The sequence below is a fragment of the Kitasatospora sp. NPDC057542 genome (genome assembly GCF_042801945.1).
Lineage (GTDB): Bacteria > Actinomycetota > Actinomycetes > Streptomycetales > Streptomycetaceae > Kitasatospora.
This window is the reverse complement of sequence record NZ_JBHVFE010000054.1, coordinates 16,203-29,619: the sequence shown is the minus strand read 5'-3', so window position 1 is coordinate 29,619 and position 13,417 is coordinate 16,203. Positions and strand designations below refer to the sequence as shown.

Below are 13,417 nucleotides of genomic sequence, written 5' to 3'. Positions count from 1 at the left end.
ACCTGCGCAGCCCCACCCCTGTGCGCTACTTGCCTCCCCTACGGATCTCACCCATCAGCGGCTTCGGCGGATGCGAACGCAGGTAGTCCTCGAACGCCGCCGGAGTCTCGACATACGTCTGCATCTCCGGGGAGAGCGGGAGGTTCTCCTGCGTCACCACCCCTCCCGAGTCCCGGGCGAGGACCGCTGCGCTCACCCCGCCGGCCGCGACCAGAACCCCGCCCAACGCCAACAGGACTGCCCCTGCCCGTCCCATGGCCATCCTGGACCCCCCTTCACTGCCTGCTGCCAAACCGGCCTGCTCTCGGCGTACCGCGGCGCGACCACCGAGCCACGGAGGGTCCGGACGCTCAACGCCACCTCTCAAGAATGCAGGCGGACACGCACCGTGTCAGGGCTACTCGGACAACAGGACGCCCCACCGACTGCCTTCCGTTCACCGGTGATCACCCCAGGCGTCCTTGGCCGTCGGGCCGCGTCCGTCACACCTGGAACCGCACCGGCAGACTCGTCAGCCCCCTCAGCATGGTGCTCGGCCGCCACACGAGGTCTGCCGGGTCGGTGTCGAGGGCGAGGTGGGGGCGACGCCCGATCAGGGCGCGCAGGGCGATGGCGGCTTCGACCCGGGCGAGGGGGGCGCCGAGGCAGTGGTGGATGCCGTGGCCGAAGGCGAGGTGGCCGGCCGGCTTGCGGTGGATGTCGAACCGGTCCGGGTCGGGGAAGTGGCGCGGATCGCGGGAGGCTGCGGCCAGGGAGACGAGGACGCTGTCGCCTGCCGGGACGGTGGTGTCACCGATCCGTACCGGTTCGGTGGCGAAGCGGAAGGCCGCGGACTCCACCGGGCCGTCGTGACGGAGGGTCTCCTCGATCGCGCTGTCGACGAGGCCGGGATCGGCGCGCAGGGCGGTGAGTTGCCCGGGGTGGGCGAGCAGGGAGAGGACCGTACCCGAGATGAGGTTCACGGTGGTCTCGTGGCCCGCGACGAGGAGGAGGAAGGCCATCCCGAGCAGTTCCTCGGCCGAGAGCCCGCCGGCGGTCGGGGTGACGAGCGCGCTGAGCAGGTCCCGGCGCGGGGTGGTCCGGCGTTCCTCGATGAGGGCTGTGAGGTGGCCGGTCATGGCGCCGACCGCGGCGCCGGCGGCCTGCGGGGAGCTGGGCGCGACCAGTTCGGTGGACCAGGCGTGGAAGCTCGCGCGGTCCGCCACCGGTACGCCGAGCAGTTCGCAGATGACGGTCATCGGCAGCGGCAGCGCGTAGGAGGCGACGAGGTCGACGGGGCCTGCGTCGGGCAGCGCGTCGAGCAGGCTGTCGGCGATCTCCTGTATGCGGGGGCGCAGCGCCCGGATCCGGCCGGCCGTGAACTTCCCGGCGACCAGCTCGCGCAGCCGGGTGTGCTGGGGTGGGTCGCTCTGGAGCATGTTGACCCCGAGGGCGTGGCCGCCGTCGTCGGTCCATGAGGAGGAGTGCCGGATGTCGTTGCTCAGCCGGGGATCGGTGAGAGCGGCGCGGGCTTCGTCACGGGCGACGACGAGCCACGCCTCGCCGGATCCGGGGACGAGCACCCGGTGGACCGGCCCTTTCTCGCGCAGTGCCGCGTAGACGGGGTACGGGTTGACGGTGACGTCGAGGCCCGCGGGAGACAGTTCCTGGAGCGTCGGAGCCGGCATGCGCTTCCCCCCTGGAAAACGGGGAGGACTCCCCGGTGATGGCCCGACCCTACCAAACCGGGGATACTCCCCCAGTTCTGCTGCGTCGCTGGACGAGCCGGCCGGGCCGACGGGCACCACGGTGGAGCTGCCGTTGACGGGGCGAGGGGCCGCGGGGGGCTACCGTTCGGCAGCAGCCCGACGGCCCACCCCCCGGTCAGAGACCGAAGTGCTCGATGGCATGCACGGCGACCTCGTCGGGGTCCAGGTGTGTGTTGTCGACGAGAAGGTGCAAGTGGGGCATGTGGGCGAAGTCGTCGAGCGAGTTGAGCCGGTGTCTGGCGTCCATGCCGATCAGGTTGCCGTTGGACCATCCCAGGTCGCGCTTGGATGCCTTTTCTGCGAGGCGGGACTCCCCCGCGTTTCGTTCCAGCCGGACGCTCTGGTCGGCGGTCAGCTCCAGGAACAGCACGCGCGAGCCGCGGTCCCGGAAGGGGGCCGAGTAGCGTTCGACGAGTGCGGCGTCGGCCGGGTCGTCGAAGTCCCAGACGAGCGTGAACACCAGGCCCGGCAGGTCACTGGCGGCGGCCTCGGCGAAGATCTGCTCGCGGAAGGCGTGGTTGAGCCGCTGGAACTGCGGCGAATCGTAGGGGAACAGCCGCAGCAACGGCTCGATGGTCATGTGGTTGTGGAAGAGCTTGAAACCCGTGCGCGCGGCGATGGCAGCGCCCACGGTCATCTTGCCGACCGCGGCCGGGCCGATGACGAAGAGCAGGGTCGGGGCGGTGCTGTCGGACATCGCGACAGGATAGGACCACCACACGATCTTCGTCGACCACCGAGTACGACGCCGACAGCCGGCCGGCGCACGGGTGGCCGGCAGCACGGCACGGCAGTCGGCCACGGCCCGTCAGACGGACGCCGGGAACCGACGACGGGCCGGACCTGAAGCGGTGGGGCGCAGGTACGCCCCTCGGCTCAGCGCGGCCCGGCCCCCGCGGCGCGCAGTCGGTCGAGGGTGCGGTCCAGGTTGGCCTGGGTCGCCGCGGCGGCGCCGTCCGGGTCACCAGCGGCGATCGCCTCGACCAGGGCGTGGTGCGCACGGGCGTCGCTCTCCTGTCCGACGCCGTCGTGGAGGTGGTTGTCGGTCACCACGTGGTCGGCCGCTTCGCGCAGTGCGTCGACGAAGGAGTCGAAGAGGCGGACGAGCACCGGGTTGCGCGCGGCCCGTACGACCTGGCGGTGCAGTTCCAGGTCCGTCTCGACGAGCTCGGCCGGACTGACGGCCGCGTCACGGGCCGCCAGCGCCGCCCGTAGCGCGGCGACGTCCGTCTCGGTGCGCCGCTGCGCGGCCAGCCGGCCCGCCTCCACCTCCAGCGCCGCCCGGACCTCGTACACGTGGAAGACTTCCGAGCGTCGCAGTTCCCGGTCGAACTCCGAGACCGGGGAGGCGGCGGCCACGTAGGTGCCCGAGCCCTGCCGGGCGCGCAGCTGGCCGTCGACGATCAGCACCCGGACCGCCTCGCGCGAGGTGGTCCGGCCGACTCCGAGGAGTCGGCTCAGCTCCACCTCACCGGGGAGCTTGCTGCCCACCGGCCACTCGCCCGTGCCGATCAGCCGGCGCAGCTCGGCCGTGGCCTCCTCCACCAGTGAGCGATGGCGTACCGGGCGAACAGTCATGGGGACGACCCTACCGCCCTCCGGGTACTGCTCCCCCGGCCGCCGGCGCGCCTGCCGGCCCGGCCGGATCTCCCTCGGGCCGTTCCGTCCCCGGTTCCGGCTCGGGCAGCCGTTCCGGGGCCGGTTCCGGTAGTACCCGGTCACGCAGGCGCAGCGAGCAACCGAGCGCGAGCACCAGCACGCCGAGGACCAGGGCGAGGACGGTCCGCAGGCCGTGCGCGTCGGCCAGGCGGCCGAGCGCCGGCGCGGCGAGTCCGCCGACGGACATGGCGAGTCCGAGGGTCAGCCCGCTGGCGGTGCCGGGCCGGGTGGGCAGGTAGTCCTGGGCGAGCGTCACCTGTGGGGCGAAGGGCAGGAACATGGCCAGTCCGAACGCCACCGCCCCGGTCACGGCGACGCCGACGGAGGGGGCGAAGGCCACGGCGGCCAGTGCGGGAACGGCCAGCAGGTAGCCGGTGCGGATCGGGGTCATCCGTCCGTGCCGGTCGCCCAGCCAGCCGCCGAGCAGGGTGCCGGCCGCCCCGGCCAGGGTGAGCAGGGTCAGTGCGGCGGCGCCGAGTCCCGTCGAGCCGTGGAGGTCGCGCTGGATGTGGAGGGCGAGCATCGAGGTGACCGTCACGTAGGGGACCGACCAGGCGACGGTGGTCGCGACCAGGCGTCCGAATGCCCGCCAGTCGTCGCGGTGGGTGCTCGCCGCCGCGGCCCGGTTGGTCGCCGCAGTCGCCGGCGTGTGGCCCCGGTACCGCTGCCACCGGCCCTGCGCGGCCCACAGCAGGGCCGTCGCCAGCGCCGGGACGGCCAGCAGCCAGCTGCCGTTCAGGCCGTAGGAGCCGACCACGAGGGTGACCAGTGCCGGTGCCAGTGAGGCGCCGAGGGTGCCGCCGACGGAGAACAGGCTCATCGCCCGCTGGGACTGTCCGCCGGCGGCCCGGGCCTGGTTGGTGGCGGGCGGGTGGTAGGCGGCGATGCCGATGCCGGCCAGGGCGGCGCAGAGCCAGGTGAGTGGGTAGCTGTCGGCCATGGCCGCGCCGGTGATCCCGGCCGCGGCGGTGAGGAAGCCGGCCGGGATGAGCCAGCCGCGGTGGCGGCGGTCGACCAGCAGGCCGAACAGCGGCTGGACCACGCTGGACAGGCCGCTCGCGGCCAGGGCGATGCCGGAGACGGCGGTGTAGCTGTAGTGCCGCTGGGACATCAGGAAGGGCAGCAGCGCCGGGACGGCGCCCTGGTAGAGGTCGTTGACGATGTGGGTGCCGGTCAGGAAGGCCAGCTGTCCGCGCTTCATCGCGTCCTGCGCTCGGGCCGTGCCGTCGCCTGCCGGGTTGCCTGCTCCAGCACGGCCGCCTGCCGGGCGGTGTGGTGGTGCCAGGGCCGGGCCCGTTCCAGCTGGGCGCCGAGGGAGAGCAGGAGTCCCTCCTGGTGGAGCCGGGCGGTCAGCATCACGCCGATCGGCAGTCCCTCCGGCGTCCAGTGCAGTGGCAGGCTGATCGACGGCCGGCCGGTGAAGTTCGCCACCGGTGTGCGCGGGGTGACGGCGAGCATCCGGGCGTAGGTCCGCTCCGGGTCGTCCGGATCGGTCAGCGAGCCGACCGGCAGGGGCGGTTGGTTCGTCGTCGGGCTCAGCACCGCGTCGAAGCGGTCGTAGCGGTGGCAGACCGTCCGGGCGACGGCGGTCAGCGAGGTCATCGCCGCATACAGCCGGACCGTGCTGTGTTCGCCGCCCCGGGCGCGCAGCCAGCGGGTCAGCGGCAGCAGCCGCTCCTCCCGTTCCGGCGGGACGGGCACGGCGGCGGCCAGCACGCTCCACAGCACGGTGAAGTCCGGCAGGTACTCGCCCGGGTCGAACGGCGGGGCCTGCTCCACCCGGTGGCCGAGGTCGGCGAGCAGGTCGGCGGTGCGGCGGCAGGCCAGCTCGGCCTCGGGGTGCCACCCGTCCGTCCGGGGCAGGATCCCGATCCGCAGCGGGCCGGGCTCGCGTTCGCCGCAGGAGCGGAAGTGGCCGGCGGGGGCGGCGGGCAGAGTGCTGCCGTCGCCCGGGGTGCTGCCGGCCATGACGTCCAGCAGCAGGGCCGCGTCCAGCACCGTCCTGGCCAGCGGACCGGCCGTGGCCAGCCCGAAGGCGTCCGTTCCGGGGGCGGGCGTCACCCGGCCCCGGCTGGGCTTGAGGCCGACCGCACCGCAGGCGGCGGCCGGGATCCGGACCGAGCCGCCGCCATCGCTGCCCAGGGCCCCGGCGGCCAGTCCGGCCGCGACCGAAGCAGCCGCCCCGCCGCTGGAACCCCCGGCGCCGCGGCTGGGGTCGTAGGGGCTGCGTGCGGTGGCGTGGGCCGTCTCCGTGTAGGAGGAGCAGCCGAACTCGGCCGCCGTGGTGGTACCCAGCAGCACGCCGCCCGCCGCCCGGAGGGCGCCGACCACGGCGGCGTCCGCCGCAGCGGTGCGGTCGTCGAAGGCGGCGGAGCCCGCGGTGAACGGCAGTCCTTCGACCGGCCAGGTGTCCTTCACCGACAGCGGCACGCCGAGTAGCGGCGGCAGCCCGGTGTCGTCCCCCCTTCCGGCGGTGGCCAGCCGGGCCTCGGCCGCACGGGCGGCGCGGTGGGCGCCGGGCGCATCGACCGTGCGGTAGGCGCCCAGCACGCCGTCCAGTTCCTCGATCCGGCGCAGGTGGTGGTCGACCAGTTCGGTCGGTGAGACGGTGCGCTCGCGGACCGCCGCGGCCTGTTCGGCCAGCGTCAGGTCATGGAGGTCAGACATGATCACTCTCCCCAAGTAGTCCTAGTCCTCAGGTCCTCAGCTCCTCTGAGGACTTCAGCCTAGGGGCAGGCCAGACCCCGTGGCAAGGCAAGCCTTACTCGACGGGATTCCGGCCTCGGTAACGGTCGCGGTGAAACGACGGCTCCCCGGTGGCGGGGCCTCGGCGGCTGCACAGGGCGCACCAGCCCTTGGGCTCGAAGAGTCAGCGCAGTGGGCGGAACGTGTCGCCGTGGATCCAGGCCTCGGGATTCTCGTACCGGTCGATGTGGCCGCCCGGTGGACGTTCACGTCGCGGATGTCGGCGCAGAACCGCGCGCCGCCGCTCCTGAAGATCTCCACGCGCTCCTCGGGCGTCTCGGCGCCGGGCGAGGAGTCGCCGAGCAGGAAGGTGAAGCCGGCCGGGGCCCGGACGTAGGGTTCGCGGTCGTCGACGGGCACCGGCGGGTAGAGGCTGGCGTTCTTGTAGGCGCGGATCGAGGAGCCGATCGCCTGGTTGACCCAGTAGATGGTGACGAAGGTGAGGATGTCGTCGGCGGGCCATTCGGCTTCGAAGTCGGCGTTGCGGCCGCTCCAGGCGGACCAGCGCTTGAGGATCCAGCCGAGCAGGCCGTCCGGCGAATCGCCGCTTTGTTGACGAACCATGAGTTGATGTCACCTGACAGCGACTGCCGGATATCCGTGCGATGCCGCCCGGCAGCCCGGTCGACCCAATTCCTGGCGGACGTCGTCGCGGGACCACGGAAAGCCGTCCGACGCCGGGCCAGCCGGCGGTCCATACCGGCGCCGGCACGGACACCGACACCTCGCCGGACAACCCGGCCGCAGCGACTGAAGCGACCGAAGCGACCGAAGCCACGGGTCGGCCGGCGGCGCGGTGGCGGCCGGCCCGGCCAAGGACGTCCAGGGCGAGATCGGCGGTGGCGAAGGTCCGGGGCCGGCCGAGGGCACCCGCGACGAACCGGCCGGGCTTTCCGTCCTGGCGCTCGACGGTGCCCCAGCCGACCGGCCCCCACGGGCTCTCGGGCAGCCGGGCGGTCCCGCCCACGGCCGTGGAAGTCGGCGGGCACGGCCGCCCGAGGGCCCGGTCGGCCGGTGCGCCGCCCGTCATGAGGGCGAATCGTCCAGCCGGATCACCGCTCGGCCGGCACTCCCGGTTCGGAGGCTCCGGCCGGGGCTCCGCGCGAACCGAGGAGCTGCGCCACCGGATCGGCGCTGCCCGAGGCGCTCAGCTCCTGTACCAGCTCGCAGTTCCTGGCGATCCTGCTGGAGACCCACTCGCGCAGCCACTCGGACAGGTGCGGAAGCGGCAGGTCGGACGGGGCCAGCCCGGCGAGCACGCACCCGGTTGCCGCCGCTCCGCCGACGTTGACGACCACGTCCGGCAGGACGGTGTGGCCGGCCTCGCGCAGCAACCGGCGGGCCGGTGCGGTGCAGCTCAGGTTTCCGCCCTCGACTACCAGGCGGGCCCGGACTGCCGGCACCGCCTCCTCGTCGACCGCGGAGGCGGATGCCGCCAGCACCAGCACGTCGGCGTCGATGTGCAGCCATGCCTGCCCTGGCCCGTGGACCGTGACCCGGGCGGGCAGTCGGCTCCGGTCGATCGTGCCGTCGCTGCTGGTGAGGGCGGCGAGTTCGGCGACGGGCAGTCCGCGGTGGTCCTCGATGGTGCCCTGGACGTCGGCCACGGCCACCACCCGGTGGCCGTGGGCGGCCAGGTGACCGGCCACCGCGCGCCCGACGGTGCCGAAGCCCTGGATCGCGATGCGCTGCGGGGTCCGCGCACCGGAGGCCCGTAGGGCGCCGAGCACCGCGACGGCCACGCCGAAGCCGGTGATGTCGGCCATGTGGTCCCACAGTTCGGCCCAGCCGACCGTGAGGCGGGTGGTGCCGGGGCGGCGGGTGACGTCGTACCCGGCGGCCTCGAAGGCCAGCTGCCGGTCGGCGTAGGTGGTGCCCTGGTCGCACCCCAGGTACACACCGCCGTGCAGCAGCGGGGCCGCGGCACGGCCGAACCCCCGCATCACCGCCTGCCGCTCGACGGTGGCGCCCGGATCGGGTGCGATGCCGGCCTTGGCGCCACCGATGGGCAGGCCGACCAGCGCCAGCTTGTGGGTCATCGCCCTGGCGAGCCCGGTCAGCTCCTGCTCGGTCACGGTCCGGGTCATTCTGGTGCCGCCCATGGCCAGGCCGTCGACCATGGAGTCGACGACGACCCAGCCTCGGGCCTGGCACCGCGGGAGGTTCAGGGTGGTGGAGAGCATGGGTTCGGTCACCCGGCGCGCACCGTGCGGTGCGAGTGTCCGGTTCATCGCGCGCCGTCCTCCGGGACGGACCGCAGGCGCAGGCTGCGGGGGCGCATGTCGGTCCACACGCGTTCGATGTGCGCGAGGCATTCGTCCTTCGCACCCCGGACACCGACCTCGTGCCAGCCCGCCGGCGACTCGCGGTCGGCGGACCAGATCGAGTACTGCTCCTCGTCATTGACGACGACCTTCCACTGCTCGGGTGCTTCGCTGGTCATGCCGTTACCTCCAGATGTCGGTGGTCGGGGGTCCGCCGGGCGGCGGACGGGTGGAGCCGGTTCGCGGCCGGCGTCGAGACGGGCGTCGAGGCCGTCCAGCCATTCCGGCAGGCTGGCGGCGCGCAGGAGGCCTGTCCCGATGAGCACACCGGCGAAGCCCTCCCTGAGCAGGCGGGCGGCGTCGTCGGGGCAGCGGATGGCCCCGGCACTCACCGGACAGCGGGTGCCGCTGCTCAGCACTGCGGGCAGGAGCGTCGAGCTTCGCCCGAGGTCGCCCGCGCCGCGTTCGCGGGTGGTGATGTCCTTGTTGTTCACCGCGACCACGCACTCCTCGGCGCGTGGCACGCGGCTGATCTCCTCCTCGGTGGTGACCTCGACGAACGGCGTCAGGCCCAGGCGCAGGCCGAGGTCGACCAGATGGCCCAGGGTGGCGCGCGGCAGCAGCGCGGCGGTGAGCAGGATCGCGGACGCACCGCTCTCGCGGGCCTGGTGCAGTTGGCTCCGGCGGGTGATGAAGTCCTTCTGCAGCACCGGCAGGTCCGTCGCTTCCACGACCTCGCGCAGCAGGTCCCGGGTGCCGCCGAACCACCGCCCGGTCACCACGGACAGGCAGGGTGCGCCGACGTCCTGGTAGTCGGCGACCAGACGTGCGGCCGATCTGTCACCGAACAGGTCGTGCCCTGCGGCGTCCTGACGCTTGAGCTCCATGATCACCGGTCGGCGGGCGTCCAGCAGCGCCTCGATGAACTCGGCCGTCATCCGGCCGCCCCGGTGCCGTCCGTCACTCGCCAGCCGCGCCGCACAGCCGTGACCCGGTCGGTGCTCAGCCGTCCGTCGAGGTCCCTGGCCGCCGTGTCCACGTCGATGCCCAGGAACAGCGGGTGGTCCACCACCGCCCGGTAGTCCTCCCGGTTGTCGGCCGAGATGCCGCCGGCCAGCAGGAAGGGCCGCGAGAGGCGGTCCGCGATCTCGATGACGGCCCCGCAGTCCGCCGGTCCCCCGGTACTGCCGATCCGGCCGTCCCCGGCCACCGCGTCCAGCAGGAAGAGGTCCGTTCCCGCCCGCTCGTACGCCGCGATCAGGGACCGCTCCGCGCGGTTGTCCGTACCGAGGTGCAGCACCTTGACCACGTTGAGGTCCGTGGTGCTCTTCAGGACGCGGACCAGGCCCGGCGGCTGGTAGCCGTGCAGCTGGACCCACCGCACCCGGGCCGCGGCCGTCGCCGCGCGCAGTACCTCGGCGTCTTTGAGGAAGGTCACGAGGACCGGATGCAGTCGCGCCGTTCGGTGTACCGCGGCCGCGAGCACGGATAGTTGACGGAGCGTAAGTTCCGCGTGACCCCCTGGAACGCCGTGCCACAGGCCGACGAGGTCGACTCCGGTACTGTCGAGCGATGCCACGTCCTCAGCCGAGGCGGCTCCGCAGATCTTGACCAGCATCAGGCGTCACAACCCCAACATGACGGCGATGCGGTTGCGTTGGATCTCCGACGTACCCGAGTAGATCGGGCCGGCGACCGCGTCGCGCAGGTCCTTCTCCAGTCCGTACTCGGCCAGGTACCCGCTGCCGCCGAAGATCTGCACGGCGGCCAGTGCGGAGGAGAGGTTGCTCTCGCTGGCGAGCAGCTTGCTGACGGCGATGTCCTTCGTGACGTTCTCGCCCTCCGTCAGCCGAACCGCCGTGTCGTAGAGCCATTTCCGCGCGGTGTCCAAGCCGATCCCCATCTCCACGATCTTGTGGGAGATCGACTGGTACGAGCCGATCGGCTTGCCGAACTGGACACGTTCCTTGGCGTACTCGACGCAGCGGTCGAGCCGGTACCGCATCTGCCCGGTGTTGATGACGAAGGAGCAGAGGATCTCCCACTTCATCACGTGGTCCAGGACCAGGAACCCGGATCCGACCCGGCCGATCACGGCGGATGCGGGGATCCTGCAGTCGTCGAAGTGCAGTTCGCTCAGCGGCGCGGTCCGCAGCCCCATGGTGGCGAGGGGTGCCCCGATGACGAGCCCCGGGGTGTCCCGCTCCACGACGAAGGCGGTGATGCCGAGCGGGCCGCCGTTCGGGTGGGTGCGCGCGTAGACCACGAACACGTCGGCCACCGGGCCGTTGGTGACGAAGGACTTGCCGCCCCGCAGCACGAAGCCGTCGTTCTCGCGGGTGGCCGTGGTCCTCATCGCCAGCGCGTCGGAGCCGCTCTCGGTCTCGCTGATCGCGTGCGCCCCGATCGACTCTCCCGAGCAGATCCCCGGCAGGTGGCGCGCCTTGAGCTCCGGCGAGCCGAACCGTTGCAGCGGGACTCCGACGCCGACCAGGTGGGTGGCGACCGAGAAGTTCAGTCCGCCGTCACGGCACCCGGTGCCGAGTCGTTCGAGCACGTGCATGGTGGTGAGCAGGTCCTGGCCCAGCCCGCCCCACTGCTCGTCGAACGGCAGGCCGAGGATTCCGGACCGCTGGATCAGCTTCCACTTGTCCCACGGGAAGGCGCCTTCGGCGTCCCCTTCGAGATGGCCGGAGCTGAGCTCCTCGCACCACTGGGCGATCCCCTCGCCCAGGGCGATCTGGTCGGCGTTCCACCTGATCATCCGTCGGCCCTGTCAGTACTCGGAGAATTCGGCTGAGTCCAGGTCGTGGCGTTCGTCGCCGCGCAGCGCGGGCGAGAACACGCACACCAGGCGGAGGTCCTCGTCCGGGCTCGCGATCAGGAAGTGGGCGTCGTTCCGGTCGAGCGCGTACAGCGTGCCCGGTTCGAGCGGGTGGGACGTGCCGTCGGTGTCCACGACCTCGCCCTTCCCCTCGATGCAGTAGCAGGCCTCCAGGTGGCGGCGGTACTCCAGCCGCGACTTGGTGCCGGCGCGGACGGTGGTGTCCGTCATCGTGTAGCCCAGGCCGTCGGATTCGAGCAGGAACCTGCGGCTGAGCCCGTTGCCCCAGTCCACGGTCGTCACCTCGGCAAGGTGTCGGACGATCATCGGATGTGCCTCCTAGCGGCTTGGTGAATACGGCGAAATCGTGCGTACGAAGGTGTGGAACTCCTCGACCACGTCGGCCCCTTCGGCGAGGGCGTGCTCGATCCGGGCGACCCCGGCGCTGCCCACGACCGCGGCGTCGGCGCCGAGGCCGTGCAGCAGGTCGATGTCCGCCCGGGAGCGGACGCCGAACCCGACGGCGATCGGTACGGAGGCTGTCCTGCGCAGCGCGGCCAGCGCGGCGGCCAGCTCCTGGTGGTCGGCCGTGAGCCTGCCGCCGCTGCGGCCGTAGTGGGCCACCAGGTACAGGTACGCGGTGGCGCACTCGGCGGCCGCGGCCTTCACCTCGGCCGCCGACGCGGCGTAGCAGGTGGCGACCAGGGGCAGCCCCGCCTCCCGCACCGCTTCGAGGCAGTCGTCCCGTAGCCGCGGCGGCAGGCCGTGGACCAGCAGCCCGTGGAGGCCCGCGTCGGCGACCCGCCGGACGAAGCCGGGCACGGTCAGGTCCCTGACCGTGTGGCTCCAGTCGGCCAGCAGCGCCACCCGCAGGTGGCGCAGCCGGGGCAGGACCCCGCCGAGGAAGTCGAGCACCTCGCCGAGTCCGACGCCGTCGGCCAGGGCCCGCTGCGCCGATCGGCGGATGACCGGCCCGTCGGTGACCGAGTGGGGAAAGGGCACCGCCAGCTCCAGGCAGTCCACCCGGCAGTCGTCGAGCATCCGTATGACGTCGGCCAGGACGGGCAGCGGGGGGTCTCCGGCGTTGAGGAACACCGCCAGGCCGGGCCGGTCCGGTGGCCGGCGGGCGAAGAACCCGCTCACCGCACACGCACCGTAGCCACCGCACGGCGCACCGGGTGCGCACGCAGGCGGTCGACGAGCTCGCGGGCGGCGCCGCCGCGGAGGGCGTCGTCGGCCGCCCGGATCGCCTCCGGCCACCCGCCGATCAGGCCGCTCGCGACGGCCAGTGCGGCGGCGTTCAGGCAGACGGTCCGCGTCGCGAGAGCCGTCCCCTGCCCGGAGAGCACGCCGAGGAAGTGGTCGACCACGTCCTCTCCTCCTGCGGCCGGCCGCAGTTCGGCGATCGCGCCGGTCCCGGGAGCCTCGGTCGGCAGCCGGATCGCGTCGCTGCCGTCATTGGTGAGGACGAGGTTGTCGACGGAGCTGACGAGCTCGTCGATTCCCAGCTCGTTGGAGCACAGCCAGATCCTCCGCTCGGCGACGGTGGCGGCGACCTGGCCCAGCGTCCGCAGCAGCGAACGGTCCGAGACGCCGACGAGCTGGGCGGAGACCGGCACCGAGGCCAGGAAGGGGCCGACGGAGTTGATGAACCCGCCGATCATCCGCAGGTCCATCGGCACGATGCTCCGGGCCAGCAGCGCCACCTCCCGGGGGTAGACGAAGTTCCCCGGGAAGGCGATGCCGAAGCGTTCCAGCTGGGCCTCGGTCCGCTCGTACGAGGTGGTCCTTTCGATGCCGAGACGGTCGAGCAGGTCGTGGGAGCCACAGGTGCTCGTGTAGGCGCGGGACCCCGTCTTGACGACGCGGACGCCCAGGGCCGCGGCAAGGAACGCCGCCGCCGTGGAGATGTTGAACGTGGCCGGCCCGCCTCCGGTGCCGACGATGTTGGCCGTGCCGTCCAGCCGCGCGGCGATGGCCGGCCGTCGCTCGTCCAGCGAGCGGAGCATCGCGACCAGCGTGTCCCGATCGGGCATCCGGGTGGACAGCGAGGACAGCAGCGCCACCGTCTCGCCGGAGCGGAGGGCGCCGTCACGCAGCTGGTCCCAGAAGGACCCCCACAGCTCCTGGTCGACGGCGCGGTCCCGGCGGATCAGCGCTCGCAGCACCTCGTGCAT

General features: G+C 72.8%; 14 protein-coding genes and 1 pseudogene. All 15 read right to left on the bottom strand.

Translation table 11 applies throughout. The annotated features are described in order from the left end of the window. Positions 1-25 precede the first annotated feature (25 nt). Positions 26-157 (bottom strand): hypothetical protein, encoded by a 132-nt coding sequence (locus tag ACFU7Y_RS10115; protein ID WP_380767290.1) that lies wholly within the window; start codon positions 155-157, stop codon positions 26-28. Positions 158-482: 325 nt separating this feature from the next. Then, positions 483-1,667: a cytochrome P450 gene (locus tag ACFU7Y_RS10110; protein WP_380767288.1), complete on the bottom strand. Its 1,185-nt coding sequence runs from the start codon at positions 1,665-1,667 to the stop codon at positions 483-485. A gap of 196 nt (positions 1,668-1,863) precedes the next feature. After that, positions 1,864-2,445: an AAA family ATPase gene (locus tag ACFU7Y_RS10105; RefSeq protein WP_224283793.1), complete on the bottom strand. Its 582-nt coding sequence runs from the start codon at positions 2,443-2,445 to the stop codon at positions 1,864-1,866. Between the two features lie 179 nt (positions 2,446-2,624). Further along, on the bottom strand, positions 2,625-3,326 hold the full coding sequence (locus ACFU7Y_RS10100; protein WP_224283794.1) for a FadR/GntR family transcriptional regulator: 702 nt from the start codon (positions 3,324-3,326) through the stop codon (positions 2,625-2,627). Between the two features lie 10 nt (positions 3,327-3,336). Next, positions 3,337-4,608, bottom strand: a complete 1,272-nt coding sequence (locus ACFU7Y_RS10095) for an MFS transporter (RefSeq protein ID WP_380767285.1) — start codon at positions 4,606-4,608, stop codon at positions 3,337-3,339. Next, positions 4,605-6,074, bottom strand: coding sequence for an amidase (locus ACFU7Y_RS10090; RefSeq protein ID WP_380767283.1), 1,470 nt, complete (start codon positions 6,072-6,074; stop codon positions 4,605-4,607). The genes ACFU7Y_RS10095 and ACFU7Y_RS10090 overlap by 4 nt, the downstream gene beginning before the upstream one ends. A gap of 54 nt (positions 6,075-6,128) precedes the next feature. Further along, positions 6,129-6,716, bottom strand: coding sequence for a hypothetical protein (locus tag ACFU7Y_RS10085; RefSeq protein WP_380767281.1), 588 nt, complete (start codon positions 6,714-6,716; stop codon positions 6,129-6,131). Positions 6,717-7,204: 488 nt separating this feature from the next. After that, the gene (locus ACFU7Y_RS10080; RefSeq protein WP_224280502.1) at positions 7,205-8,383 is read right to left on the bottom strand and encodes a Glu/Leu/Phe/Val dehydrogenase dimerization domain-containing protein; all 1,179 of its coding nucleotides are present in this window, start codon (positions 8,381-8,383) and stop codon (positions 7,205-7,207) included. Continuing rightward, positions 8,380-8,595, bottom strand: a complete 216-nt coding sequence (locus tag ACFU7Y_RS10075) for an MbtH family NRPS accessory protein (protein ID WP_224280506.1) — start codon at positions 8,593-8,595, stop codon at positions 8,380-8,382. The genes ACFU7Y_RS10080 and ACFU7Y_RS10075 overlap by 4 nt, the downstream gene beginning before the upstream one ends. 123 nt (positions 8,596-8,718) lie before the next feature. Beyond that, positions 8,719-9,354: pseudogene (locus ACFU7Y_RS10070) on the bottom strand (indole-3-glycerol-phosphate synthase); the annotation flags it as partial. After that, entirely contained in the window at positions 9,351-10,034 is a 684-nt protein-coding gene (locus tag ACFU7Y_RS10065; RefSeq protein WP_224280500.1) for an N-(5'-phosphoribosyl)anthranilate isomerase, read from the bottom strand. The gene ACFU7Y_RS10065 and the pseudogene ACFU7Y_RS10070, both read right to left, overlap by 4 nt. Before the next feature lie 6 nt (positions 10,035-10,040). After that, complete coding sequence (locus ACFU7Y_RS10060) at positions 10,041-11,180, bottom strand: acyl-CoA dehydrogenase family protein (protein WP_224280498.1); 1,140 nt, start codon at positions 11,178-11,180, stop codon at positions 10,041-10,043. A 12-nt stretch (positions 11,181-11,192) separates the two neighbouring features. Beyond that, entirely contained in the window at positions 11,193-11,567 is a 375-nt protein-coding gene (locus tag ACFU7Y_RS10055; RefSeq protein WP_224280495.1) for an ectoine synthase, read from the bottom strand. Between the two features lie 12 nt (positions 11,568-11,579). After that, positions 11,580-12,383, bottom strand: coding sequence for a tryptophan synthase subunit alpha (gene trpA / locus ACFU7Y_RS10050; protein ID WP_380767278.1), 804 nt, complete (start codon positions 12,381-12,383; stop codon positions 11,580-11,582). Continuing rightward, on the bottom strand, positions 12,380-13,417 hold the full coding sequence (locus ACFU7Y_RS10045) for an anthranilate phosphoribosyltransferase (RefSeq protein WP_380767276.1): 1,038 nt from the start codon (positions 13,415-13,417) through the stop codon (positions 12,380-12,382). The genes trpA and ACFU7Y_RS10045 overlap by 4 nt, the downstream gene beginning before the upstream one ends.